At 71.5% G+C, this 23,231-nt stretch carries 22 protein-coding genes; 12 read left to right on the forward strand and 10 right to left on the reverse strand.

Translation table 11 applies throughout. The annotated features are described in order from the left end of the window. Positions 1–4: 4 nt before the first annotated feature. Positions 5–2,422, reverse strand: coding sequence for an FtsX-like permease family protein (locus ACQPZX_RS04750; protein ID WP_433374827.1), 2,418 nt, complete (start codon positions 2,420–2,422; stop codon positions 5–7). Further along, entirely contained in the window at positions 2,419–3,147 is a 729-nt protein-coding gene (locus ACQPZX_RS04755; RefSeq protein WP_433374829.1) for an ABC transporter ATP-binding protein, read from the reverse strand. Before ACQPZX_RS04755 ends, ACQPZX_RS04750 begins: the two co-directional genes overlap by 4 nt. Before the next feature lie 150 nt (positions 3,148–3,297). Here ACQPZX_RS04755 and ACQPZX_RS04760 point away from each other — a divergent pair, with 150 nt between their 5' ends. The 6 genes from ACQPZX_RS04760 to ACQPZX_RS04785 all read left to right on the forward strand — a co-directional run bounded on the left by ACQPZX_RS04760 (position 3,298) and on the right by ACQPZX_RS04785 (position 9,283). After that, positions 3,298–5,706, forward strand: coding sequence for a transglycosylase domain-containing protein (locus tag ACQPZX_RS04760; RefSeq protein ID WP_433385032.1), 2,409 nt, complete (start codon positions 3,298–3,300; stop codon positions 5,704–5,706). A gap of 109 nt (positions 5,707–5,815) precedes the next feature. Next, a complete protein-coding gene (locus ACQPZX_RS04765; RefSeq protein ID WP_433374832.1) occupies positions 5,816–6,607 on the forward strand; it encodes a Bax inhibitor-1/YccA family protein in 792 nt (263 codons plus the stop codon). Between the two features lie 94 nt (positions 6,608–6,701). Further along, entirely contained in the window at positions 6,702–6,992 is a 291-nt protein-coding gene (locus ACQPZX_RS04770; protein WP_433374835.1) for a hypothetical protein, read from the forward strand. A gap of 124 nt (positions 6,993–7,116) precedes the next feature. Continuing rightward, positions 7,117–7,800: a hypothetical protein gene (locus ACQPZX_RS04775; protein ID WP_433374838.1), complete on the forward strand. Its 684-nt coding sequence runs from the start codon at positions 7,117–7,119 to the stop codon at positions 7,798–7,800. Continuing rightward, a complete protein-coding gene (locus ACQPZX_RS04780) occupies positions 7,800–8,150 on the forward strand; it encodes a winged helix-turn-helix domain-containing protein (RefSeq protein ID WP_433374841.1) in 351 nt (116 codons plus the stop codon). Before ACQPZX_RS04775 ends, ACQPZX_RS04780 begins: the two co-directional genes overlap by 1 nt. Continuing rightward, entirely contained in the window at positions 8,147–9,283 is a 1,137-nt protein-coding gene (locus ACQPZX_RS04785; RefSeq protein ID WP_433374843.1) for an alpha/beta hydrolase family protein, read from the forward strand. The genes ACQPZX_RS04780 and ACQPZX_RS04785 overlap by 4 nt, the downstream gene beginning before the upstream one ends. A gap of 65 nt (positions 9,284–9,348) precedes the next feature. Here ACQPZX_RS04785 and ACQPZX_RS04790 read toward each other — a convergent pair whose 3' ends face one another. From ACQPZX_RS04790 to ACQPZX_RS04800, 3 genes are read right to left on the reverse strand one after another with little or no spacing between them, the layout of a single operon-like run. Next, positions 9,349–10,593 carry an acetyl-CoA C-acetyltransferase gene (locus ACQPZX_RS04790; RefSeq protein WP_433374845.1) on the reverse strand — a complete coding sequence of 415 codons (1,245 nt, stop codon included), beginning with the start codon at positions 10,591–10,593 and terminating at the stop codon, positions 9,349–9,351. Positions 10,594–10,640: 47 nt separating this feature from the next. Next, a complete protein-coding gene (locus ACQPZX_RS04795) occupies positions 10,641–11,429 on the reverse strand; it encodes an SGNH/GDSL hydrolase family protein (protein WP_433374848.1) in 789 nt (262 codons plus the stop codon). A 28-nt stretch (positions 11,430–11,457) separates the two neighbouring features. Further along, complete coding sequence (locus ACQPZX_RS04800) at positions 11,458–12,570, reverse strand: SGNH/GDSL hydrolase family protein (RefSeq protein WP_433374850.1); 1,113 nt, start codon at positions 12,568–12,570, stop codon at positions 11,458–11,460. 109 nt (positions 12,571–12,679) lie between these two features. Here ACQPZX_RS04800 and ACQPZX_RS04805 point away from each other — a divergent pair, with 109 nt between their 5' ends. Further along, on the forward strand, positions 12,680–13,024 hold the full coding sequence (locus ACQPZX_RS04805; RefSeq protein WP_433385035.1) for a YkvA family protein: 345 nt from the start codon (positions 12,680–12,682) through the stop codon (positions 13,022–13,024). A 3-nt stretch (positions 13,025–13,027) separates the two neighbouring features. Beyond that, positions 13,028–14,389, forward strand: coding sequence for a cystathionine beta-synthase (locus tag ACQPZX_RS04810; RefSeq protein WP_433374853.1), 1,362 nt, complete (start codon positions 13,028–13,030; stop codon positions 14,387–14,389). A 69-nt stretch (positions 14,390–14,458) separates the two neighbouring features. On the opposite strand, the gene ACQPZX_RS04815 is transcribed toward ACQPZX_RS04810, so the two are convergent. Beyond that, positions 14,459–15,403: a S1C family serine protease gene (locus tag ACQPZX_RS04815; RefSeq protein ID WP_433374856.1), complete on the reverse strand. Its 945-nt coding sequence runs from the start codon at positions 15,401–15,403 to the stop codon at positions 14,459–14,461. Positions 15,404–15,579: 176 nt separating this feature from the next. Here ACQPZX_RS04815 and ACQPZX_RS04820 point away from each other — a divergent pair, with 176 nt between their 5' ends. Together ACQPZX_RS04820 and ACQPZX_RS04825 are read left to right on the forward strand one after the other, a co-directional pair. Continuing rightward, complete coding sequence (locus ACQPZX_RS04820; protein WP_433374859.1) at positions 15,580–15,897, forward strand: hypothetical protein; 318 nt, start codon at positions 15,580–15,582, stop codon at positions 15,895–15,897. A 358-nt stretch (positions 15,898–16,255) separates the two neighbouring features. Beyond that, positions 16,256–18,421, forward strand: coding sequence for a tetratricopeptide repeat protein (locus ACQPZX_RS04825; protein ID WP_433374861.1), 2,166 nt, complete (start codon positions 16,256–16,258; stop codon positions 18,419–18,421). A 113-nt stretch (positions 18,422–18,534) separates the two neighbouring features. Here the strand turns inward: ACQPZX_RS04825 and ACQPZX_RS04830 are convergent, their stop codons facing one another. Together ACQPZX_RS04830 and ACQPZX_RS04835 are read right to left on the reverse strand one after the other, a co-directional pair. Next, entirely contained in the window at positions 18,535–19,035 is a 501-nt protein-coding gene (locus tag ACQPZX_RS04830) for an N-acetyltransferase family protein (protein ID WP_433374863.1), read from the reverse strand. 24 nt (positions 19,036–19,059) lie between these two features. Further along, on the reverse strand, positions 19,060–19,617 hold the full coding sequence (locus ACQPZX_RS04835; protein WP_433374866.1) for a dihydrofolate reductase family protein: 558 nt from the start codon (positions 19,615–19,617) through the stop codon (positions 19,060–19,062). 90 nt (positions 19,618–19,707) lie between these two features. Between ACQPZX_RS04835 and ACQPZX_RS04840 the strand changes: the two genes are divergently transcribed. Further along, positions 19,708–20,595: an RNA polymerase subunit sigma-70 gene (locus ACQPZX_RS04840; RefSeq protein ID WP_433374869.1), complete on the forward strand. Its 888-nt coding sequence runs from the start codon at positions 19,708–19,710 to the stop codon at positions 20,593–20,595. After that, entirely contained in the window at positions 20,592–21,101 is a 510-nt protein-coding gene (locus ACQPZX_RS04845; protein ID WP_433374872.1) for a pyridoxamine 5'-phosphate oxidase family protein, read from the forward strand. Before ACQPZX_RS04840 ends, ACQPZX_RS04845 begins: the two co-directional genes overlap by 4 nt. On the opposite strand, the gene ACQPZX_RS04850 is transcribed toward ACQPZX_RS04845, so the two are convergent. Together ACQPZX_RS04850 and ppk2 are read right to left on the reverse strand one after the other, a co-directional pair. After that, positions 21,082–21,975, reverse strand: a complete 894-nt coding sequence (locus tag ACQPZX_RS04850) for a ribonuclease Z (protein WP_433374874.1) — start codon at positions 21,973–21,975, stop codon at positions 21,082–21,084. The two genes, ACQPZX_RS04845 and ACQPZX_RS04850, sit on opposite strands and share 20 nt — an antisense overlap. A 293-nt stretch (positions 21,976–22,268) precedes the next feature. Beyond that, positions 22,269–23,219, reverse strand: coding sequence for a polyphosphate kinase 2 (gene ppk2, locus ACQPZX_RS04855; protein WP_433374877.1), 951 nt, complete (start codon positions 23,217–23,219; stop codon positions 22,269–22,271). Between the last annotated feature and the right edge of the window lie 12 nt (positions 23,220–23,231).

Raw genomic sequence — 23,231 nt, forward strand, 5'->3', positions numbered from 1 at the left:
GAGCCTAGACCGCGGATGCCGGCGTGCGGCGCCGCACCAGCAGCCTCGTGGGCAGGACGCCGGCGATCAGGCCCAGGGCCGCGACACCGCCGGCCATCGTCGCGTACGTGGCCGGGTCCACGATCCACCGCAGCGTGCCGTCCTGGGCGGTGCTGAAGGCGCCGACCACCACCCCGGTGACGGCTGCGCCGAGCACCAGCCCGGCCAGCACCGTCACCAGCGCCTCGGCCCCGGCGAGCCGGTGCAGCTGCCCCGCCGTGGCGCCGGCGAGCCGCAGGTCGGCGTACTCCCGGCGGCGGCCGGCGGCAGCGATCGCCGAGGTGTTGACCACGGCGATCGCGGTGAACCCGAGGGAGATCACGACCAGCAGCTCCCAGGCGCCCTGCTGCTCGGGGGCATCTTCCGCGGCCCACGCGGCCGGTGCGTGTGCCTCCGCGCCTTGTTTACGCACGTTGATGGTGCTGACCAGGCCGGAAGGGTCGTGCGCGGCGACCAGGGCAGCGGGCAGCACCACGTCACCGAAGCCGCGGTCCCGGGCGTACACCATGGTCAGTGGCAGCTCGACCCGCGTGCCATCCGCAAGCCACAAAGGCACGATATTTCCGACTCTCCAGCCGAACTGTCGCGCCAGCGCCTCACTCGCGCCGACGCCGTCTGCGGTGTATGCCCCGGCCCGGATGTCGAGGTCAAGGGCGCCCGAACCGGTGGCAAGCAAACCCTGCGCCGGGTAGTCCTCGGGCTTTCCACCCCGCACCGCGATCACCCGGGTCGGCAGCAGCGCGGCCATGCCGGTCACGCCCGGCGTCCCGGCGATCCGGCGGGCGGTGGTCAGCGGCACACGAGAGGCGACCACCTCCGTAGCCGAGGCGTTGCGCTCGGCTTGCTGCTGAGAGGCCAGCCGGCTCAGCAGCGTGCTGTTCAGCAGCATCGGCGCGTTGATCCCGAACATCAGCACCAGCGGCACCGCCACCGCCGCGACCCGGCGGAACTCGGTGCGGGCCAGCAGCCCGGCCAACCCGAGCGGGCGGGCGAGCAGGGTGAGCGGCCGCACCAGCCACGGCCCCACCGCGGCGACCGCGCAGAGCAGCAGCGCCGACGACACGAAGCTCATGCCCATCCCCAGCGGCCCGCCCAGCGGCACGAACGTCAGCACCGCCGCCGCCCCGCCCGCGGTGACCAGCGCGAGCAGGAGCCGGGGGAACAGCGTCCCGGCCGGCGCGGCGGCGGTCTCGGCGAGCGCCTGGGTCGGCGCGATCCGCACCGCCCGGCGTGCCGCGATCCGCGCGGCGACGAAGGTGACCAGCAAGCCCGCGAGCGCCGCCAGCAACAGCACCGGCACGTTCACCCGCACCGCGAACTGGGCCGGGACGACGCCCAGCGTCTGGAAGCGGGCCGCGACGAGCCGGGCGGACACGATGCCCAGCGGCAGCGCGGGTAGCGCCGCGAGCGCGGCCAGCACGACGCTCTCCAGCCCGAGCAGGCGCCGGAGTTGCCGCGGCGTGGCGCCGGCGGTCCGCAGCAGGGCCAGCTCGCGCAGCCGCTGCCGCACGCTCAGGGTGACCGTGCCGGTGAGCACGAAGACCGCCGCGAACGCCGTGATGCCGATGACGAACCCGAAGATGGAGATCGGTCCGATGTAGTCGGGCAGCGCGCCGGGGAGGTCGGCGCGAACCTTGTCGTCGCCGGTCAGGCCGTCCAGGCCCGTCTTCGGCGTGCCGAACACCCCGAGGGCGGTGGGACCGTCCAGCCCCGACACCGCGGCGACTTCCCGGTCGGCCACGAAAAGCGCGCCCTGCGCCGGCAGCCCGTCGCGTCCGGGTGGCGCCGCGATCCCGCTGACCCGTAGCGACCTTTCCCCGGTCCGGCTGGTGACTTTCAGGATGTCGCCGATCGCCACCCGGCCGCGAGCGGCCAGGTCGGCGTCGATCACCACCTCACCCTGGGTGGGCGGTTGGCCGTCCTTCATCCCGTACGGGGTCAGCACCGCCGACGCCCAGCCGTGACCGATCACCGGAGCCTTGTCGGCGCCGCGCAGCGGCCGGCCGCTCGCGCCGGTGACCTGGACCGGGAAGGCCGCGTCCGGCACCACCCGGGTGACGCCCGGCAGCGCCGCGATCCGCCCGGCCAGATCCGTCGGCAGCGTGCCCGCGCCGGTCAGCCGCTCGGTCTTGGTCTTCCGCTTGACCTTGGCCTTGCCCTCCTTCTTGTGCTTGGTGGTCTCGGTCGTCACGCTGACCTCCCGCGCGCCCGGGACGACCAGCGTGGCCGCGGCGAACCGGTCGGCCGGCGGCTTCGCGGTGAGCACCGAGTACAGCAGCAGCCCGCCCCCGGCGAGCAGGGCGACGGCGAGCATCGCCGCGATCAGGGTTCCGGCGTACGCCCCGCGATGCCGCCGCAGGGTGCCGAGCGCCAGCCGCATCATCGGGCGCTCACCGCCGTCATCTCCGCCGCGACCTTCTCGGCCGACGGCCCGGCCAGCTCGGTCACGACCCGGCCGTCGGCCAGGAACACCGCCCGGTCGGCCCAGCCGGCCGCGGCCGGGTCGTGGGTCACCATCACGATCGTGGTGCCCAGGTCGTCGACCGCCTCGCGCAGCAGGCCGAGCACCTCGCGGCCGGTGGCCAGGTCGAGGGCGCCGGTCGGCTCGTCCGCGAAGATCACCTGCGGGCGGGCGGCGAGCGCGCGGGCCAGCGCCACCCGCTGCCGCTGACCGCCGGAGAGCTGGCTCGGCCGGTCGTTCTCGCGCCCGGTCAGCCCGACCCGGCGCAGCACCTCGCGCGCCCATGCCTTGTCGGCGCGCACGCCGGCGAGCCGCTGCGGGAGAAGCACGTTGTGCCAGAGCGACAGCGAGTCGAGCAGGTTGTACGACTGGAAGACGAAGCCGACCAGGCCGCGCCGCGTCTCGGTGAGCTTCGGCTCGCGCAGTTTCCCGATGTCCCGCCCGGCCAGCAGCACCCGCCCGCCGTCCGGCCGGTCCAGGCCGGCCGCGCAGTGCAGGAGCGTCGACTTGCCGGATCCGGAGGGGCCCATCACCGCCGTGAACGTCCCCGCCTCGAACCCTGCCGTCACCCCGTCCAGTGCGCGCACGCCGCCGCCACCGGGATAGGTCTTCGTCACGCCGACCAGGTCGACCACCGTGTTTGCCATGCCCTTGAGCCTTCGGCACGGCGGACCCCGAAAACACACGGCGGGCCGCCGTCCTGGGGGTATGGCAGGCCATACTCCGCCTCTTGACATCGTGCGCTGTTATTGACTCCTCTCACTCCAGTCCCGGATGGTGGTGCGGTGACGTCCTGGATGCGCCGACATGATCACAACATATTCCTGAACGCGACGAATCTCCTGGTTTGCGGAGCGCTCGCGGGTGTTGTCGTGGCGGCCGGGGTTTTCCCGGCCGCCGCCATGTCCGGGCTGGCCGCCAAGGCCGGCGGCGAGACCTTCGCCAATCTGCCCGGTGAGCTCAAGGCCTTCAGCTCCCCGCAGATCAGCCGGATCTACGCGTCCGACAACAAGACGCAGATCTCGCAGTTCTACGACGAGTTCCGCAGCGACGTGCCGCTGAAGGACATCTCGCCGAACATGCGGAACGCGATGATCGCCGCCGAGGACCGCGAGTTCTACCACCATCGGGGCGTCGACCTGAAGGGCGTCGCGCGCGCCCTGGTGAACAACAACAACGGCAAGTCCAAGCAGGGCGCGTCGACGATCACCATGCAGTGGGTGCGCATGTCGCTGGCGTACTCGGCGACCAACCCGCAGGAAGTGGTCGACGCGACGACCGACACCCCGAAGCGCAAGGTCACCGAGATGAAGTACGCGCTGCAGGTGGAGAAGGAGCTGTCCAAGGACCAGATCCTGGAGCGGTATCTCAACATCGCGCCGTTCGGCGCCCAGGCCTACGGGGTGTTCGCCGCCAGCCAGGTCTACTTCAACAAGAAGCCGAAGGACCTCACGATCGGGCAGGCCGCGATGCTGGCCGGCGTGGTGAAGGCGCCGACCTTCTACAACCCGGCCAGCAGCGAGGGCTACAAGGAGATCCTCCAGCGCCGCAACAACTACGTGATCCCCGGCATGGTCGAGATGGGCGCGATCACCCAGGCCCAGGCCGACAAGGCGATCAAGGAGCCGATCCCGCGGCAGGTCCGGCCGGTGGCCAACGGCTGCGTCTCGGTGGCCAAGAACATCTGGGGCTTCTTCTGCGACTACTTCTACCGGTGGTGGATGAGCCGCGAGGAGTTCGGAGCGACGCCGTACGACCGGGAGCGTCGCCTGAAGAGCGGCGGTTACCGCATCACCACGACGATGGACGTCAAGGCGCAGGCCGACTCCCGGAAGAACATCAACGACCTGATCTCGGACAAGAACAAGAACGCGATGCTGCTGGCCGGCATCGAGCCCGGTGACGGCAAGGTCCGCCTGTTGCAGGCCAACCGCCGCTACAAGCTCGACGACAAGGCGCACCCGGCGAACTACATCTCGTCCGATCCGAGGAAGGCGAAGAAGGGCGTCCGGGGCACCTACCCCAACACGACGAACCCGCTGCTGAGCGGGGGCGGCGACATCACCGGGTACCAAGCCGGCTCGACGATGAAGATGTTCACGATGGTGGCCGCGCTGGAAAAGGGCTATCCGCTCGCGTACACCATCAAAGCGGAAAAACAATATAAATCCAGCTATATCATCGATAGTGGCAACGATTCGGCCTGTCCGGGCACGCATTTCTGGTGCCCGCAGAACTCCGGTGGCGGCGGCGAGGGCGTCTACAACATGTGGACCGGCTTCGGTAAGTCGATCAACACGTTCTTCGTCCCGCTCGAGGAGCGCGTCGGCGCCGAGAACGTGGTCAGCGTGGCCAAGCGCTTCGGCATCCAGTTCCGTGCCTCCAGCGACGCCGTGCTGGCCCAGCCGGGCAACTCGCACCAGTGGGGCGCCTTCACCCTCGGCGTCTCCGCCACGACGCCGCTGGACATGGCGAACGCGTACGCGACGCTGGCCGGCGACGGCATGTACTGCGAGCCGACGCCGATCGAGCGGATCCTGACGAAGGCCGGCGAGAAGCTCGACGTCGGCAAGTCCCACTGCACCCGGGCCACCAGCAAGGACGTCGCCCGGGCCGCGCTCGACGCGACCCGCTGCCCGGTCGGCGACTCGTCCCAGCTCGGGCACTGCGCCGGCGCCACCGCGCCGGCCACCCGCGGCATCGTCGGTCACCCGGTGTTCGGCAAGACGGGCACCACCGACCGCGACAAGACGGCCGCGCTGATCGCCGGCACCACCTCACTGGTCGTCGCGGGCTACATGGTCAACCCCGACTATCAGAACCATCCCGACCACATGTCGCACCACATCTCCAACCCCGCGGTCTGGAACACCTTGGCCGATTACATGAAGGGCAAACCCAAGGTCCAGTTCAAGAAACCCCAAAGCTCCAAGATCGCGTACGGCGACCAGCGCCGGATCCCCGACGTGGAGTGCGACTCGATCTCGAGTGCCCGCAGCCGCCTCTCGGGCGCCGGTTTCTCGGTCTCGGTGGGCCAGGACGTCGACTCGAAGTGCCCGGCGGGCACGGCGGCCGGCACCAACCCCAGCGGGCGCACGATCAAGGGTGGCGTGGTCGTGATCGAGGTGAGCAACGGCAAGGGCGCCCTGCCACCCGGAATACCCGGCCTGCCGACCCCTCCGACCAGGCCGCCAGGGCGTAGATGAACATCTTCCCAGCCTGCTCACAGCTTTACGCGAAGGCATCGGGTACGGGCAACCCGTACCCTGGAATGGCAGCACATGACAGTGCTCAACCTCAGGGAGGCTGGACACAGTGAAATCTTCGAACCCGGTACTGTCGCGGCTCGGCCAGGCCGCCGAGCAGCAGCGGACCGCCGGGTACGGATATGGTGAGCCGTACCCGACCCAGCCGGGGTACGCAGCCCCGCCGGTCGCGCGGGCCATGTCGATCGACGACGTGGTCGTCAAGACCGTGGTCCTGCTCGGCATCACCGCCATCTCGGCGATCGCCGCATGGAATCTCATTCCCGACTCGCTCACCGGCCCGGTCTGGATCGGCGCCGCGATCGTCGGTTTGATCCTGGGCTTCGTCATCTCGTTCTCGCGGATGGCCAACCCCGCGCTGGTCGTGGCGTACGCGATCATCGAGGGCGTCTTCGTCGGCATGGTCAGCAAGACGTTCGAGTCGTTCTACAACGGCATCGTCCTGCAGGCCGTGGTCGCGACGTTCGGCGTCTTCGGGCTGATGGCGGTGCTCTACACGAACCGCGTGATCCGCTCGTCGCCGCGCTTCCGCAAGATCATGATCGGCGCCATCGGCGGCCTCTTCATGGTCATGCTGATCAACTTCGTGCTCTCGCTGTTCGGTGTGCACACCGGCCTGCGCGACGGCGGCGTGATCGGCATCGGCTTCAGCCTGGTCTGCATCGTCGTCGCGGCGCTGAGCTTCGTGCTCGACTTCGACCAGATCGAGCAGGGCGTCCGCATGGGCCTGCCGCAGCGGTACTCGTGGACCTGCGCGTTCGGCATCCTGGTCGGCCTGATCTGGCTGTACCTGGAGATCCTCCAGCTGCTCAGCTACCTGCAGGGTGGCAGCAGAGACTGACCCGGTCCTCCACAGCGCGGCGCCCGGATCGTCCTCCCACGGTCCGGGCGCCGTCGCGTCCCCGGGGGTCGCCGCCCGGGCTACGCTCGCTGCCGTGACCGACTTCGCCACCGCGATCGACCGGCTGCTCAACCAGGTGCGTCACTGGGAGCAGCCCCGCTGGCGCTCGCACGCGCGGGGCGCCCACGAGTTGGTTCAGCGCCTCGCCGACCTGGCCGCCGACGCCGAGGGCCGCCCGCGCCGGCCGGTCCCCCGCGAGCACGACATGGTGCTGCCCGACCAGATCCGCGTGATGGCCGACGACCTGCTCGCCGCCGAGCCGTCCCCGCCGGTCATGGCCGAGGCCGCCCAAGCGGTGGGCGCCCTGCGCGATTCGCTCGCCTGACGCGCTCCCCGTCGTGGGCGGCCGCAGATCTTGATGAGGCGGCGTTCGCGGCGCGCGTCAATTCCTCAGGGCAAATCCACTGTCGGCACTTGCGCCAAATGGTTGGCAATGGAAACCTGTCGGCATGACCACCGAACCGGTATCCGCCGGCGGCGACCCCCGCCGGCTGCTCTCCGACGCGCGCGCCCTTGCCCACCGGGTGCGCCGTGACCAGCGGGTCACCTGGGTCGCGCTGATGATCCTGGCCGGGGTGACGTTCGTCGGCATCCCGATCGACTGGGCCGGGATGGAGGTGCACTGCACCGCCGTCGCCGACGGTTCCGCGTGCCAGTTCGCGCGCACGGGCGTGCTGATCTACTGGCCACCGGCCCTGCTGCTGGCGTACGCCGCGATCGCCTTCTGCTACGTGCGCGTCGCCCGGTCGCGCGGACTGGGCACCCGGGTCCTGCCGTACGCGATCACCGGCATTGCCCTGACCGTGCTGTTCACCGCCGCCTGGATCGCCGCCCGCCTGTATTTCCCCGACCACCCGGTCACGTTCCCGCAGTGGGCGCTGGTCTTCGACCGCCTGATCGCCCCCTGGGGCACGATCGGGGTCGCGCTGCTGGTCCTGGCCCGGCTGGAGCGCAACGTCGCCCTGTTCCTGTTCACCCTCGTCTACCTGACCGTGGTCCTGGTGCCGGTCGACTTCGGCTGGCACATGAACGTGACCGTCCGCACCGAGTGGGTGCCGCAGCAGGTCATCAACGGCACGGTTCTGCTGCTCGGCGGGATCGGCTTCGCGATGGCCCGGCGGCGGCAGCGGTGATGACCGAGACCGGCAACCCGGACCCGCAGGCCCATCCCGTCACCGGCCTGGACGATGTCGTCCACCAGCGCGTCCGCCTGGGCATCCTCACCATCACCCACGAGGCCCGCCGCGTCGAGTTCGGCTACCTGCGCACCCAGCTCGACCTGACCGCCGGCAACCTCTCCAAGCACATGAGCGTCCTGGAGGCGGCCGGCCTGGTCGAGGTCGAGAAGGGCTACGAGGGCCGCCGCGGCCGCACCTGGATCGCCCTCACCCCGGCCGGCAGCGCCGCGCTGGCCGAGGAGATCGAACGACTGAAGCAGCTCATCACCCGCGTCGAGACCACCGACCCTCCGGAGGACCGATGACCGTCGCCCTGACCCGCCGACGTCTGCTCACCGCCGCGCTTGTCACCGGGGCCGCCGTCCCGCTCGCCGGCGCCGGCCGCGCGCGGGCCGCCCCGGCAGCGCTCCGCCTGCCCCGGCCGACCGGGCCGCATCTGATCGGCACTGTCCCGCTGCATCTGGCCGGGCGTGGTCGTGAGCTGATGATCAGTGTCTGGTACCCCGCCGCCCGGGAGGCCCGGCGTCATCCGGTGGCGCCGTGGATGCCGGCCGCGCCGATGCGCGAGCTGCTCGCCGCCAACGGATTCGACCCCGAGGTGGCGGCGGCGCCCCGCACGGCGGGCCACGAGGGCGCGCCCGTCCTTCGGACGTCCGGCCGGTTGCCCGTGGTCGTCTACTCCCACGGCGCCGGCGGTCACCGGTCCGAGACCACGATCGCGGTCCAGGAGCTGGCCGGCCACGGCTACGTCGTGGTCACCGTGGATCACACTGGCGACGCGTACGGCGAGTTCCCCGACGGCCGGCTCGTCGTCCCCGGCGAGGATGTCCCGGTCACCCCGTGGGACCACGCGCACGACGTCCGCTTCGTCCTCGACCGCCTCGAGGACCTCGCCGCCGGCCGCAACCCCGACGCCGACCGCCGCCCGTTGCCCGCGGGCCTGGGCGCCGCCCTCGACCTCCATCGCATCGGCATGTTCGGCTGGTCGAAGGGCGGGACCGCGACCGCCCTGGTCATGAACGTGGACCGGCGCGTCCGGGCCGGTCTGAGCCTGGACGGCCCGATGGAGTCGCAGCCGCCGGTCGCCGCCCTCGACCGCCCGTTCCTGCTGATGACCGCCGAGTTCACCCGGGCCGCCGAGCCCGCCGTCGCGGACTTCTGGAGCCTGCTGCACGGCTGGCGCCGCAACGTCCAGGCCGACGGCGCGCTCCACGGCGCCTACTGCGACCACCAGATGCTGCTCCCGCAGCTGGCCGGGCTCACCGGCATGAGCGACGAGGAGCTCGCCGGCTGGATCGGCACCTTGGACCCGGCCCGGGCGACCCGGATCCAGCAGGCGTACCCACTGGCCTTCTTCGACCAGCACCTACGCCACCGCGGTGGTCACCTGCTCGACGGGCCGAGCCGAGCCTTCCCTGAGGTGCGGTACCTGCCGTGAAAATGAAAGCCGCCGAGCCCGGCCGCTCGTGGCAGACCGAACCCGGCGGAAACTCGGGCGATCTCTTAGCTCAGGCGCTCCACGACGAGGGCCATGCCCTGGCCGCCACCGACGCACATCGTCTCCAGGCCGATCGTCTTGTCGTGCCAGTCGAGCGAGTTGAGCAATGTGCCGGTGATGCGGGCGCCGGTCATGCCGAAGGGGTGTCCGACCGCGATCGCGCCGCCGTTCACGTTCAGCTTGTCGATGGGGATGCCCAGGTCCTGGTACGACGGGATCACCTGGGCCGCGAACGCCTCGTTGATCTCGACCAGGTCGACGTCGTCGACGGTCATGCCGGCCCGCTTGAGCGCCTGCTTCGACGCCTCGACCGGGCCGAGGCCCATGATCTCGGGGGAGAGGGCGGTGACGCCGGTCGACACGATCCGGGCCAGCGGGGTGATGCCCAGCTCGCGGGCCTTCGTGTCGCTCATGATGACCACCGCGGCGGCGCCGTCGTTGAGCGGGCAGCAGTTGCCGGCGGTGACCCGGCCGTCGGGGCGGAACACCGGCTTGAGGCCGGACACGCCCTCGACGGTCACGCCCGGGCGGGGGCCGTCGTCCTTGGACACGACCGTGCCGTCCGGCAGCGTGACGGGGATGATCTCCCGCTCCCAGAAGCCGTCGGCGATCGCCTTCTCGGCGAGGTTCTGACTGCGCACGCCGAACTCGTCCATCTCCTCGCGGGAGATGCCCTTGATCTGGGCGAGGTTCTCGGCCGTCTGTCCCATCGCGATGTAGATGTCCGGAACCGCGCCGTCCTCGCGCGGGTCGTGCCAGACCTTGCCGCCCTGGGCGAACTCCCGGGTGCGGGCCCGGGCATCGGCGAAGTACGGGTTGTCCCAGCCGCCGCCGACGAGTGCGGCGGCCTCGGGCGGGAGGCCGTCGGAGCTGCCCCGGGCGAAGCGGGAGACGGTCTCGACGCCGGCCGAGACGAAGATGTCGCCCTCGCCCGCCTTGATCGCGTGGAACGCCATCCGGGTGGTCTGGAGCGACGATGAGCAGTAGCGCGTGACGGTGGCGCCGGGCAGGCCGTCGAGGCCGAGCTTGGTGGCGACCACGCGGGCCATGTTGAAGCCCTGCTCGCCGCCGGGCAGGCCGCAGCCGAGGTAGAGGTCCTCGATGAGGGCGCGGTCGAGCTGGGGCACCTTGTTCAGCGCGGCGTCGACGATCGTGGCGGTGAGGTCGTCGGGACGCAGATCCTTCAGCGATCCCTTGACGGCCCGGCCGATCGGGGAGCGCGCGGTGGCGACGATGACAGCTTCCGGCATGTGCCCACGTTAACTGGTCGGTAACAACCTCTGCGAGTGCAGATTTATCACAGAGGGGAGAGCGCCGCTTTTGCTACAGCCGGGTACAGCGCGTGCGCCCACACCCGATAGCCGTCGGCGGAGGGGTGGAAGCCGTCGTAACAGAACGTCCCCGCGTCGGCCCGGAACACCGCGCCGGTCTCCTCGGCCAGGTCGACCACCGCGCCGCCGGCCGCCTGCACCGCCTTGGCCTGCGCCTTCGCCATACGCCGGCCGAGCAGGCCGGCCACCTGGCGCAGCGGCGGCGCGATCGCCCGCAGCGCGCCCAGGTCGGGGCAGGTGCCCACGACCACCCGGACCCCGGCGTCGCGCAGCCGCCGCACGGCCTGGCCGAGCAGCTCGGCCGCCTCGTCGGGGCTGCGCATGCTGGTCGCGTCGTGCGCGCCGATCAGGACCACGGCCACGTCGGGCCGGTCGCCCAGCAGCGCCCGCGCCACTTGGGTGCCCAGATCGGCCGCCCGCGAGCCGGCCACGCCCACGCTGGAGAGCAGCACGTGCCGCTCGCCGGTGTCGGACGTGCCCTCGGCGAGCAGCCGGGCCAGCTGGCCGCCGACCGTCTCGGAGAGCCACTCGACGCCCACGCCGATCGCGGCCGAGTCGCCGAGCAGCACCAGGCGCAGCGTCGGCGACGAGATCTTGCCCATCGACGTGCGCAGGGCCAGGCCCATCGTCGGTTTCGCGTAGCGCCGGGCCTTGGCGGCGAGCACTTCGCCGGCGAGCAGGGCGACCCCGCCCACCGCGCCGGCGAGCAGGCCGGTGGCGGCCGCCTTGCCGATCCGTGCGTTCAGCCCCGCCATCTCTCGCCTCCTCGCCACACCCGCGGCCCTAATGATCCGCTGGGGTCCACCCTACGGCCCCGCTCCCGGAGGGGCCCATATTCTCCGCCCCGTGCGTACCCCCGGGCGCCGGTTGCAACACCGCGCCGTCGGCGCCGCCGGTGCCCTCCGGCGCCGGCGCCGCGGCCTTGTGTCCGAACCACGTGCGCGCCTCGCCGAACCACGGATGCCGGCGCAACAGCACCCGCCGCCCGCCCGCCTTGGCCGGGCTCACCTCGGTGCCGGCCGCGCGGACCGCCTCCTGCGCCGCGACCTCCAGGTTGCTGACGCCGACCGCGGCCGCCGGGCGCGCGTCCTCGCCGAGCGAGGCCAGCAACGTCGGCAGCACCACGGCCGCCGCGCGGGCGTAGCCCTCGGCCGACGGGTGGAAGTGGTCGGAGCTGAACATGCGCACCGGATCGGCCTCGAACATCGGGCCCAGCAGGTTGCCCAGCGACACCGTGCGGCCGCCCGCCTCGACCACGGCGACCGTCTGCGCGGCGGCCAGGTCGCGGCTCCACTTGCGGGCGAGCCAGCGCAGCGGCGGCTTGATCGGCTGGATCGCGCCGATGTCGGGGCAGGTGCCGACCACGACCTTGCAGCCCGCCGCGCGCAGCCGGCCCACCGCGTCGCCGAGGTAGCGCACCGCCTGGTCGCGGGCCGACACGTGGGTGACGTCGTTGCCGCCGATGAGGATCACCGCGACGTCGGGCTCGTACTCGAGGGCGGCGTCCACCTGGTACGGCAAACCCGACGACATCGCGCCGACCACGGCCACGCGGTAAAGCCGTACGGGCCGGCGCAGTCGGCGGGACACGCCGGTGGCCAGCAGCGCGCCGGGTGTCTCGCGGGGACGGTGCACGCCGTACCCGGCGGCCGAGGAGTCACCGAGGATGACCATGGTGAGGGGCTTGCCGCCGAACTTCGGGCCGTACAGGCCGTCGCCGCGCGGCGGGGGCGCCTCGGCCAGCGGGATGATCCGGCGCGCGTCGGCCGCCTGCCTCAGCAGCAGCCCCGCCGAACCCGCGGTCACGACGGCCAGCGCGCCCGTCAGACCGCCGAGGACCTGGCCGGCCACCTTGATCCGGCGCCAGTCCTGCGGGGTGAACTCGATGCCGCTCACGGGTCCCCCTCCCATCCGGCGTGGAGCTTGGATTTCGAGGCTAACTCGTTCCCGCGAGAGGCAATCATGGCGCGTTCAGGTCATGCTGGAGTGGCAGAGAGGGGAAATGATGGCGAAAACGCTGAGACGTACGGCGGCGTTCACCGCGCTGGCCAAGCAACTGATGTCCGGAGCGCGCGGCGGCCCGTCGTTGAGCAAGCGACTGTCGGCCCTGCCCCGCATGCTGAAGGCGACGGCGAAAGGCCAGTACGACGGCGGCGTCCGGGTGGCCGTCATGGCGGCCGCGACGGCGTACGTCGTCTCGCCGATCGACCTCATCCCGGAAGCGTTTCTGCTGGTCGTCGGCCTGGCCGACGACGCCGTGATGATCACCTGGCTGGCCGGCGCCGTGCTCGCCGAAACCGAGCGCTTCCTGGAGTGGGAGAAGCAGCGGGACCGTGTCGTCGTAATCTAAAGCGTGCGTTACTACGACAACGTCGTCGAGATCATCGGTGACACACCCTTGGTAAAGCTGAACAGCGTCACCGAGGGCATCGAAGCCACGGTGCTGGCCAAAGTCGAGTACTTCAATCCGGGCGGTTCGGTCAAGGACCGGATCGCCATGCGGATGGTGCTCGACGCCGAGAAGGCCGGGCTGCTCGGCCCGGGCGGCACCATAGTCGAGCCGACCAGCGGAAACACCGGTGTCGGCCTGGCCCTGGTCGCGCAGCAGCGCGGCTACAAATGCATCTTCGTCTGCCCCGACAAGGTCAGCGAGGACAAGCAGAACGTCCTCCGGGCGTACGGCGCCGAGGTCGTCGTATGTCCGACAGCGGTGGCCCCCGAGGACCCGCGTTCCTACTACAACGTCTCCGACCGGCTGGCCCGCGAGGTGCCCGGCGCGTGGAAGCCCGACCAGTACAGCAACCCGGCCAACCCGCGCTCCCACTACGAGGAGACCGGGCCCGAGATCTGGAAGCAGACCACCGGCCGGATCACCCATTTCGTGGCGGGCGTCGGCACCGGCGGCACGATCACCGGCGTCGGGCGGTACCTCAAGGAGCAGGGTCCGGTCCAAGTGATCGGCGCCGACCCCGAGGGCTCCGTCTACTCCGGCGGCTCCGGCCGGCCCTACCTGGTGGAGGGCGTCGGGGAAGACTTCTGGCCGGCCGCGTACGACCGGGACATCGCCGACGAGGTCATCGAGGTCTCCGACTCCGACTCGTTCGAGATGACCCGCCGACTGGCCCGCGAGGAGGGCCTGCTGGTCGGCGGCTCGTGCGGGATGGCCGTGGTGGCGGCGCTCGAGGTGGCCCGCAAGGCCGGCCCCGACGACGTCGTGGTGGTGCTGCTGCCCGACGGCGGCCGCGGTTACCTGTCGAAGATCTTCAACGACGACTGGATGGCCCGGTACGGCTTCCTGCGCACCGAGTCCGGCGACGCGCCGACGGTGGCCGACGCGCTCGAGGGCAAGGACGGCCGGATGCCGCCGCTGATCCACGTGCACCCGACCGAGACCGTGCGCGACGCGATCGACTACATGCGGGAGTACGGCGTGAGCCAACTCCCGGTGCTCAAGGCCGAGCCGCCGGTGGTGACCGGCGAGGTGGCCGGCTCGATAGCGGAGAAGGCACTGCTGGACGCCTTGTTCACCGGTCAGGCCCACCTGTACGACACGATAGAGCGCCACATGGGCGACCCCCTGCCGCTGATCGGCGGCGGCCAGCCCGTGGGCGAGGCGGTGGCCCTGCTGGAGAAGGCGGACGCCGCCATGGTCCTGATCGACGGCAAGCCGGCCGGCGTGCTGACGAGGCAGGACCTGCTCGCCCACCTGGTCTGAGCCGCCTTTGCTCTGCTCACCGATACGCGCCGCGCGTAACGGTGAGCAGAGCAAAGTGGCGCGGAGCGGTCAGCTGAGCTCGGCGGGGACGGCGATCACGTCCACGAGGGCGTTCTTGCGGAGCAGGGTGATCGGCAGGTTCTGGCCGATCGCCGGTCCGAGCATCAGCCGCTGCAGGGCCTGCACGGTCTGCAGCGGCTGGCCGCCGGCCGAGATCAGCACGTCGCCCAGGTAGATCCCGGCCGTGCCGGCCGGGCTGCCCGGGACGACCTCGACCACCCGCAGGCCCAGCTTCTGGCCCAGGCGTGCCGCCAGCTGCGGGGGCAGCGGGGCCGGTACGCCGGCCACGCCCAGCCACGCCCGGCGGACGCGACCCGAGGCGACCAGCTCGCCGATGATGGTGCGGGTGGTGCTGTTGATGGGCACGGCCAGGCCGAGGCCGTAGCCGGCGACCGCCGTGTTGATGCCGACCACCGTGCCGGTGGAGTCGGCCAGCGCGCCGCCCGAGTTGCCGGGGTTGAGCGCCGCGTCGGTCTGGATGACGCTGTCGATGATGCGGATCCGCCGGCCGTCCCGGGCCGGGAGCGAGCGGCCGAGGCCGGAGACCACCCCGGCGGTGACCGAGCCGGCCAGGCCCATCGGGTTGCCGACCGCCACGACCAGCTGGCCGATCTTGAGAGTGTCCGCGTCGCCGAGCGGCGCCGCCGGCGCGCCCGAGTTCTGCACGCGGACCACGGCGAGGTCGGAGAGCGGGTCGGCGCCGACCACGTCGAATTTCGTCTCGGTGCCGTCGGCGAACGCGGCCGTGCCGCTGGTGGCGCCGGCGACGACGTGGGCGTTGGTGAGAAGGAAGCCGTCGTCGGTGAAGGTGACCGCCGAACCGGCGCCCGCCCCGCGGCTGGTGCGCACCGAGAGCGCGGCGACCGAGGGGAGCAGGCTGGAGGCGACACCGGTCACGATGCGGCTGTAGGCATCGAGCGCCTCAGGTTCGACACTCGTGTGTTCGGTATCCATGACCGCCTCAACAACACCGTGGCGCGGGTCGATGCCGCCCGGCCGTCCGCCCACGGCGAACAGGAACGGTAACGGTCCGCAATGGCAATCGCACAGAAAGTCCGGCGGGCGGGTGGCCCGGCGCGGTTGTATGAGTCGTACCGGAGGTTGCAGCACGTCCCGACGGAGAGTGACGGATGGTCATCGCCGACCAAGCACCGCCCGACATCGTCGACCGCATGCTCTGGCGCGACGCCCAGCAGATGCTCGGGCGGCACGCGGAGCCGGATCACGACGGGAACTGTGTCTGGTGTGGATGGCGTTGGCCGTGCGCGCCGCGCCGCCTGGCCGAGCGGGCCGACGCCGCTTCCCGGCGGCCCTGGCGGGAGGCGTGGACCGTACGCCACGACCTCAACAGCATCCGGGCCATGCCGGGCCTGCGGGCCGGCATGGAGGACAACCAGGACCGGCACGGATACGCCCGGACCGTCCGTAACCGCGGCTACTTCGAGTGACACAACTGAATCAGGCTCCGACGTCGCCGACAGCTTGACCTCCCCCGGCAGGCCACGGCTCACCAGCCCGGCCGACGTCTCCCGGCGGTGAAGCCGCAGCGCCCCGCCAGCGCCGCGGCATCCCGCAACAGGACCCGCCCTTGAACTGGACAGGACCGGCACGCCTCCGCTGGTCCAGCGCCTCCGGCCAGGCGCGACCCCCGGTTTGGGCGGGGCGGTAGGCGGGAGCGCGTGACCACAGGTTCCCCCGCAACAACTCGGTCGCGCGCTCCCGCCCACCTAGGGTCTGTCCTCCCGCGTGACAGGCAGGACAGACCCTATAGTTGGGGCTGATCCACAGTGGAGGTGCCGCGATCGCATGTCCATCCCACCCCCGATCGCGGGCTTCACCGGCCGCGAGCCCGAGATGTCCCTCCTCGACGCCCCCGGGCCGGCCGTCACGGTCATCTCCGGGCCGCCCGGCGTCGGCAAGAGCGCCCTGGCCGCCCACTGGGCCCGGGGTAGAGAGCGGGAGTTCCCCGACGGCCGTCTCCACGTCGACCTGCGCGGCTTCGCCGAGGCCGACCCGCGCGACCCGGCCGACGCGCTGCGCCTGCTGCTCGAGTCGCTCGGCGTCGAGCCCGGCCGGATGCCCGCCGACCTCGACGCCCGGCAGTCCCTCTACCGCGCCCGCACCGAGCCGCTGCGCCTGCTCGTGATCCTCGACAACGCCCGCGACGACGACCAGGCGCTCCCTCTGCTGCCGGCCGGCGACGCCGCCCGCGCCGTGATCACCAGCCGCCGGCGGCTCACCGGCCTGATCGCCGCGGTCGGCGCCCACCCGATCGACCTCGGCCCGCTGCCCGAACCCGAGGCGATCACGCTGTTCCACCAGCGCCTGGGCGCCCCCCAAGCAGGAGCGGCGGATATCGTACGGGCGTGTGGCGGCCTCCCGCTCGCGGTGACCCTCGCCGCCGCCCGGGTCCGCACCGCCGGCCACCCCCTCGCCGCGCTCGCCGCCCTCACCGCCGAGCTGCGCCGCCCCGCCGGCCGGCTCGAGGCCCTCGACGACCTGCGGGCCGTCTTCTCGTGGTCGTACCACGGGCTCACCCCGCCCGCGGCCCGCCTGTTCCGGCTGATCGGCCTGGCCAGCGGCCCCGACATCGCGCTCGCCGCCGCGGCCGCCGTCGCCGGTCGCGGGCCCGCGGAGACACGGCGGCTGCTCCGCGAGCTCACCGAGTCGGCCATGGTCACCGAGCCGGCCCCGGGCCGGTACGCGATGACCGACCTGATCCGCGCCTACGCCGCCGAGCTGGCCCGGGCCACCGACCCGGCCGCCGAGCGCCGCGCCGCCCTGACCCGGCTCATGGACCACTACACGCACACCGCCTACCAGGCCGACCTGGTGCTCAACCCGACCCGCGCGCCGATCCCGATGACGCTGAGCGCACCCGCCGACGACTCCCGGCCCAGCCCGCTGGTCGACATGAAGGCCGCGCTCGCCTGGCTCACCGGCGAACGCGAGACGCTGCTCGCCGCCGTCCGGCAGGCCCGGGACGAGGGCCTCGACACCCAGGCGTGGCAGCTGAGCTGGGCGCTCGACTCGTTCCTGCACGAGGAGCGCCGCTGGGACGACGAGGGCGCGGCCTGGGCGGTCGCCCTCGACGCGGCCGCCAAGCTCGCCGACGGGCCTGCCCTGGCGTACGCGTATTCGTTCCTCGCCGTCGCCGACGGCCGCCGCCAGCGGTTCGACCAAGCGCAAGCCAACATGGCCCGGGCCCTCGCCCTGGTCGAGGCCGACGGCGACCGCGCCGGCGTCGCCGAGTGCCGGTTCATCCTGTCCTACCTGTGGTGGCTGCAGGGCGACCAGAAGGCGGCGCTCGACGAGGCCGGCACGGCGCTCGACATCTTCCGCACCCTCGACGACCCGGTCTGGGAGGGCAAGGCGGCCCTGGCCGTCGGCTGGTACCACGCCCAGCGCGGCGAGCCGCAGACCGCGTTGCCCTACTTCACCGAGGCGCTCGCCCTGCAGCAGCGCACCGGCGACTGGGAGAACGAGTCGATCACCCGCGACAGCCTCGGCCTGCTCCACCTGTTCACCGCTGCGCACGACGAGGCGGCCCGGCACTTCGAGGAGGGGCTGCGGCTGTCCCGGCGCACCGGCAACCCCGCGGTCGAGGCGCAGATCCTCGCCCATCTAGGCGACCTCTACGAGTCTCTTGGGGATGCCGAGACCGCTGTCGAGCGCTGGCGCGAGGCGTACGGAATCCTCGTGGACCTGGGCCATCCGCAAGCCGCAGCATTGCGCGGCAAGCTCGCGCCCGTCAGTGCCTCAGGCCTGCCCGGCATCCGGGGGCACCGTTTGCGGCGCGGCATGTCCCAGGAGGATCTCGCCGAGCGCACCGGCTTGAGCGTGCGCACGATCCGCTACCTCGAATCGGGCCGCGCCGGCCGCCCCCGCCCCGAGACGACGCGCCTGCTCGCCGACGCCTTCGGGCTCGAGGGCGAGGAGCGCGAACGCTTCCACGAGCTGATTGCCGGTTGATTGCCGGTCGCTTTCCTGTGCCGGGTCCCGCCGCCGGGCGACGATGAAGCCCTGGAACACACACGGGGGAGCGCCCGGGTGGCCGAACTCGGCTCGGCCGCCCGGGGCTGCTCCTACAACTCCCGGCGGTAACGCATCTGCGGCACCGGTTGCCCGCTGATCGCCTCGACGCGCGTCTCGCCGTCGGCCTTCCACCCGCCGCGCTCGTAGAAGCGGCGGGCGCGCTCGTTCGCCTCCAGCACCCAGAGCACCGCGTGGTCGCCGATCTCGCCGAACTGCTCCAGCGCGTTCTCCATGAGCAGCCGCCCGACGCCGGTGCCGACCACCACCGGGTCGACATGGATGGCGTAGAGCTCGGCGGCGCCCTCGATCTCACTGGGCCCGACATAGGTGAAGCCGACGATCCGGTCGAAATCCTCGGCGACGGTCAGGCGGTGGGTGTCGCGCTCCCACTTCCAGCGCTCGGCCCACCAGGCCGCGAGCGCCGCGGCGGGCGGCGCGGCCAGCGTCTCGGCGGGGAGGATGTGCGCGTAGGCGTCGGCCCGCGACCGGAAATGCAGGGCCCCCACCGGCGGAAGATCAGCATCATTTCCGATACGCAGCGAGGCCGTCATGGCCCGACCGTACCCCGCACCTGGCTAGGGCTCGTAGGTCACGGCGATCAGGCTGTCGCCGATGGTTTTGGCGGTGAGCAGGCGCAGGGAATGGGCGGGGCCCGGCGAGGGGAAGAGGCGGGTGCCCTCGCCGGCCAGCGCGGGGAAGATGATCAGGCGTAGCTCGTCGACCAGGCCGTTTTGGGCCAGCGTGAGTGCCAGCTGGGCGCTGCCGTTGACGACGAGGTCGCCGTCGAGGTCGCGCTTCAGCCCGGCGACGGCGTCGGCGGTGATCGGCGTCGAGTTGGCCCACTTCAGGTCGTCGAGGGTGGAGGTCACCACGTACTTCGGCATGCTGGTCAGGCGGTCCGCCCACGCGCCGGTGCGGGACGGCCAGCGGGCCGCGAAGTACTCGTAGCTGCGGCGGCCCATCAGCAGGGCCTCGGCGTTCATCGCCTCGGCGGTCTCCTGCGCGGCCCACGCCTCCCGGTCGCCGGCGGTGATCCGGTTGAACCAGCCGCCGCCGGGCAGGCCCTCCTCGCCGGTCGGGTCCTGCACGACGCCGTCGAGCGTGATGTTCTGGCTGATGACGATCCTTGCCATGGCGTTCTCCCATCGGTGTGCTTGTCGGCGGTACTGACACGCGGGGGAGCCCGGAAGTGTCAGTACGGGCAAAGACAGAAGGGAGCAGCCATGGACGGGGACGCCTTCCGGGAGCTGACCGAGCCGTACCGCGGCGAACTGCGGGTGCACTGCTACCGCATGCTCGGGAACCTGCACGACGCCGAGGACGTGCTGCAGGAGACGCTGCTCGCGGCCTGGCAGGGGATCGCGGGGTTCGAAGGGCGCGCCTCGATGCGCACCTGGCTGTATCGGATCGCCACCAACCGGTGCCTCAACAAGCGCCGGTCGCGCCGGGCGAAGGAGTGGGACATCCCGGGTGTCGAGCTGCCGGAGCCGACGCGGCTCGGCGAGGTGCTCTGGCTCGAGCCGTTCCCGGACGCGTTGCTGCCGGAGGAGAGCTACGAGCGGCGCGAGTCGATCTCGCTGGCCTTCGTGACCGCGCTGCAGACGCTGCCGCCCCGGCAGGTCGCCGTGCTGATCCTGCGGGACGTGCTGGGCTTTCACACCGACGAGGTGGCGGGCATGCTCGACACCACGGCGGACTCGGTCAAGAGCGCCCTCAAGAGGGCGCGCGCCGGCCTTCCCCAGCCGCCGAGCAGGGCGGCCGACGAGGGGGAGATCGTCACGAGGTTCGTCGAGGCGTGGGAGGCCGCCGACGTGGATGCGCTGGTCGAGCTCCTGACCGACGACGTCTTCATCGCGATGCCGCCGATGCCGTACGAGTACGTCGGCCGCGAAGCCGTCGCCGGGTTCTGCGCCGCCCTCTTCCGGGGCGGCCGACGGTTCAGCCTCCTGCCGACCCGCGCCAACGGCCAGCCCGCGTTCGTCGCGTATCTCCGGACCGGGCAAGCGGTCGGCCTCTATGTCCTCACGCTGAATGGAGGGAAGATCAGCGCCATGACCCGCTTCGAGAGGAACGATGAGTTCGGGGCCGATCGGAGGTCTATCCCGGCATGAGCGAACCGCGAGAAACCAAGAACATCGACCGGTACGGCGACCCCGAGATGCCCTGGAGCCGCGCCGAGGAGGCGCTGTCGGCGCCGCCGGCCAAGGAGAACACGTACTTCCTCGGCACCTGCCGCCCGGACGGCACGCCGCACTCCGCCGGCATCGGGCCGCAGTGGCTGGACGGCTTCCTCTACTTCACCAGCAACCCCAGCACCCGCAAGTCCCGCGACCTGGCGGTCAACCCGCGCTGCACGATCTCGGCGCGGCTGCCGCGGATCGACCTCGTGCTGGACGGGACCGCCGAGCGGATCACCGACGCAGGCACGCTCGAGCGGCTCGCCCAGGGATACCGGGACGGCGGGTGGCCGGCCGAGGTCGACGGGGACGCGCTGACCGCGCCGTTCAGCGCGCCCAGCGCGGGGCCGCCGCCGTGGCAGGTCTACCGGTTCACGTTCCACCAGGTGGTGGGGGTGGCGACCGAGGAGCCGTACGGCGCTACCCGGTGGCGGTTCTAGCCGGGAACGGGATCCGCATCAGATCCTCGGCCAGGACGATCTCGCCGTCGAATTCGAGGCGGGCTTCCCGCAGGTACAGCGAGGCGTCCTGGTAACGCTGCGAGAAATGCGTCAACACCAGCACACGTACGCGTGACTCGCGCGCGACCGCCGCGGCCTGCCGGGCGGTCAGGTGGCCGACCATGCGCGCCATCTCGGCGTCCTCCTCGAGGAACGTCGACTCGATGACCAGCATGTCGACGCCCTCGGCCAGCGCGAAGACGTTGTCGCACAGGCCGGTGTCCATGATGAAGGCGAAGCTCTGCCCGGGCCGGGCGGTGCTGACCTGATCGAGGGTGACGTCGCCGAGGCGGCCGGTGCGCTGCAACTCGCCGACGGCGGGCCCGCTGATGCCGTGGGCGGCCAGCAGGCCGGGGACCATGCGGCGGCCGTCGGGCTCGGTCAGCCGGTACCCGTACGTCGGAAGGGAATGCCACAACGGCAGCGCGCTGATCTGCCCCGACGAGAAGGCGGCGCCGCTGACCGGGGCCGCGACGATCTCCGCGTTGTCCCAGTAGCTCGTGGCGTGCCGCAGGCGGTCGTAGTACTCCTGGCCCTGCGCGGGATAGTGCACGGTGACCGGGTGCGGGACCTTGTCGAGGGAGATCCGCTGGAGGATGCCGGGCAGGCCGAGGCTGTGGTCGCCGTGGAAGTGCGTGATGCAGATGCGGGTGATCGGGCTGACCGCGAGGCCGGCCAGGAGCATCTGGCGCTGGGTGCCCTCGCCCGGGTCGAAGAGGATCACCTCGTCGTCGAAGCGCAGCAGGTAGCCGTTGTGGTTGCGATGTCGCGTGGGCACCTGGCTGGCGGTGCCGAGCACGGCCAGCTCGCGCATCGGAGGCTCCCCGTGGATATGAAGCGACCCCCGGGGACTTCCACACGTGCGTACACGCGTGGTCCGGTCGGACAAGGCCGGATCCCCGGGGGTCGGGTGGCTGCCTTAAATTCGCCGAACCGCTGCCACACGGTCTCGACTTTGGCACTTCAAACAGAACGAAGCTGTCGAGGACAGCGGCTAGCGGACAGCCACCTCACGAGTCCCGTTGGTATACAACTTCGGACCACCTCCCTTCACGTGTACGGCCACGTTATCGAGGGAGGCGACCCAGCGCCAACGGTTTTGAATCACTAAAGGCGCGGGAATACCCGCGGTGACATTTCCGTGCTCTCCACCACCAGCGAGGCCGGCCCGACGATCAGCGGATCGGGCTGCCCGACGACTTCCTCGTCCTTGTTCTCGTAGTCGAAGCGGCTGAGCACGTGCCGGATCGCCTCCAAGCGGGCCCGTTTCTTGTCGTTGCTCTTCACGACCGTCCACGGCGCGTCGGCGGTGTCGGTGTAGAAGAACATCGCCTCCTTGGCCTCGGTGTAGTCACCCCACTTGTCGAGGGAGGCGAGGTCCATCGGCGAGAGCTTCCATTGGCGTACGGGATCGACCTGGCGGATCGCGAAGCGGGTGCGCTGCTCGCCCTGGGTGACCGAGAACCAGAACTTGACGAGGTGGACGCCGGAGCGCACCAGCATGCGCTCGAGCTCGGGGGTCTGGCGCATGAACTCCAGGTATTCCGCCCGGGTGCAGAAGCCCATGACCCGCTCGACGCCGGCCCGGTTGTACCAGGAGCGGTCGAAGAGCACGATCTCGCCGGCGGCCGGCAGATGCTTGATGTAGCGCTGGTAGTACCACTGCTTGCTCTCGCGCTCGCTGGGCTTTTCCAGCGCCACGACGCCGGCGCCGCGCGGGTTCAGGTGCTCCATGAAGCGCTTGATCGTGCCGCCCTTGCCGGCCGCGTCCCGCCCCTCGAAGAGGATCACCAGCCGCTCGCCGCTCTCCTTGCACCAGTTCTGCAGCTTGAGCAGCTCGATCTGGAGCAGCCGCTTGTGGTGGTCGTACTCCTGGCGGGGCATCCGCTCGTCGTACGGATAGTCCTCGCGCCACGTGTCGACCGGGCTGCCGTCCGCGTTGAGCAGCACCGGGTCGTCGTCGTCATCGTCCGCGACCCGATAGCCGCCCAGGGTCGTGATCGGCCCGTCGTAGGGCTCGGTCATCTGGTCGTCCTGGAACTCCGCCTCCGCCTGCATACCGAGATTCTT

Source organism: Actinoplanes sp. CA-142083 (genome assembly GCF_050942195.1).
In the GTDB taxonomy this organism is placed as follows: domain Bacteria; phylum Actinomycetota; class Actinomycetes; order Mycobacteriales; family Micromonosporaceae; genus Actinoplanes.

Excerpts from the sequence above, each read along its gene's own strand:
- ACQPZX_RS04750 (WP_433374827.1), bottom strand. The coding sequence starts at position 2,422 with ATGATGCGGCTGGCGCTCGGCACCCTGCGGCGGCATCGCGGGGCGTAC.
- ACQPZX_RS04755 (WP_433374829.1), bottom strand. The coding sequence starts at position 3,147 with ATGGCAAACACGGTGGTCGACCTGGTCGGCGTGACGAAGACCTATCCC.
- ACQPZX_RS04760 (WP_433385032.1), top strand. The coding sequence starts at position 3,298 with ATGCGCCGACATGATCACAACATATTCCTGAACGCGACGAATCTCCTG.
- ACQPZX_RS04775 (WP_433374838.1), top strand. The coding sequence starts at position 7,117 with ATGACCACCGAACCGGTATCCGCCGGCGGCGACCCCCGCCGGCTGCTC.
- ACQPZX_RS04780 (WP_433374841.1), top strand. The coding sequence starts at position 7,800 with ATGACCGAGACCGGCAACCCGGACCCGCAGGCCCATCCCGTCACCGGC.
- ACQPZX_RS04785 (WP_433374843.1), top strand. The coding sequence starts at position 8,147 with ATGACCGTCGCCCTGACCCGCCGACGTCTGCTCACCGCCGCGCTTGTC.
- ACQPZX_RS04790 (WP_433374845.1), bottom strand. The coding sequence starts at position 10,593 with ATGCCGGAAGCTGTCATCGTCGCCACCGCGCGCTCCCCGATCGGCCGG.
- ACQPZX_RS04795 (WP_433374848.1), bottom strand. The coding sequence starts at position 11,429 with ATGGCGGGGCTGAACGCACGGATCGGCAAGGCGGCCGCCACCGGCCTG.
- ACQPZX_RS04805 (WP_433385035.1), top strand. The coding sequence starts at position 12,680 with ATGGCGAAAACGCTGAGACGTACGGCGGCGTTCACCGCGCTGGCCAAG.
- ACQPZX_RS04815 (WP_433374856.1), bottom strand. The coding sequence starts at position 15,403 with ATGGATACCGAACACACGAGTGTCGAACCTGAGGCGCTCGATGCCTAC.
- ACQPZX_RS04820 (WP_433374859.1), top strand. The coding sequence starts at position 15,580 with ATGGTCATCGCCGACCAAGCACCGCCCGACATCGTCGACCGCATGCTC.
- ACQPZX_RS04825 (WP_433374861.1), top strand. The coding sequence starts at position 16,256 with ATGTCCATCCCACCCCCGATCGCGGGCTTCACCGGCCGCGAGCCCGAG.
- ACQPZX_RS04830 (WP_433374863.1), bottom strand. The coding sequence starts at position 19,035 with ATGACGGCCTCGCTGCGTATCGGAAATGATGCTGATCTTCCGCCGGTG.
- ACQPZX_RS04835 (WP_433374866.1), bottom strand. The coding sequence starts at position 19,617 with ATGGCAAGGATCGTCATCAGCCAGAACATCACGCTCGACGGCGTCGTG.
- ACQPZX_RS04840 (WP_433374869.1), top strand. The coding sequence starts at position 19,708 with ATGGACGGGGACGCCTTCCGGGAGCTGACCGAGCCGTACCGCGGCGAA.
- ACQPZX_RS04845 (WP_433374872.1), top strand. The coding sequence starts at position 20,592 with ATGAGCGAACCGCGAGAAACCAAGAACATCGACCGGTACGGCGACCCC.
- ACQPZX_RS04850 (WP_433374874.1), bottom strand. The coding sequence starts at position 21,975 with ATGCGCGAGCTGGCCGTGCTCGGCACCGCCAGCCAGGTGCCCACGCGA.
- ppk2 (WP_433374877.1), bottom strand. The coding sequence starts at position 23,219 with ATGCAGGCGGAGGCGGAGTTCCAGGACGACCAGATGACCGAGCCCTAC.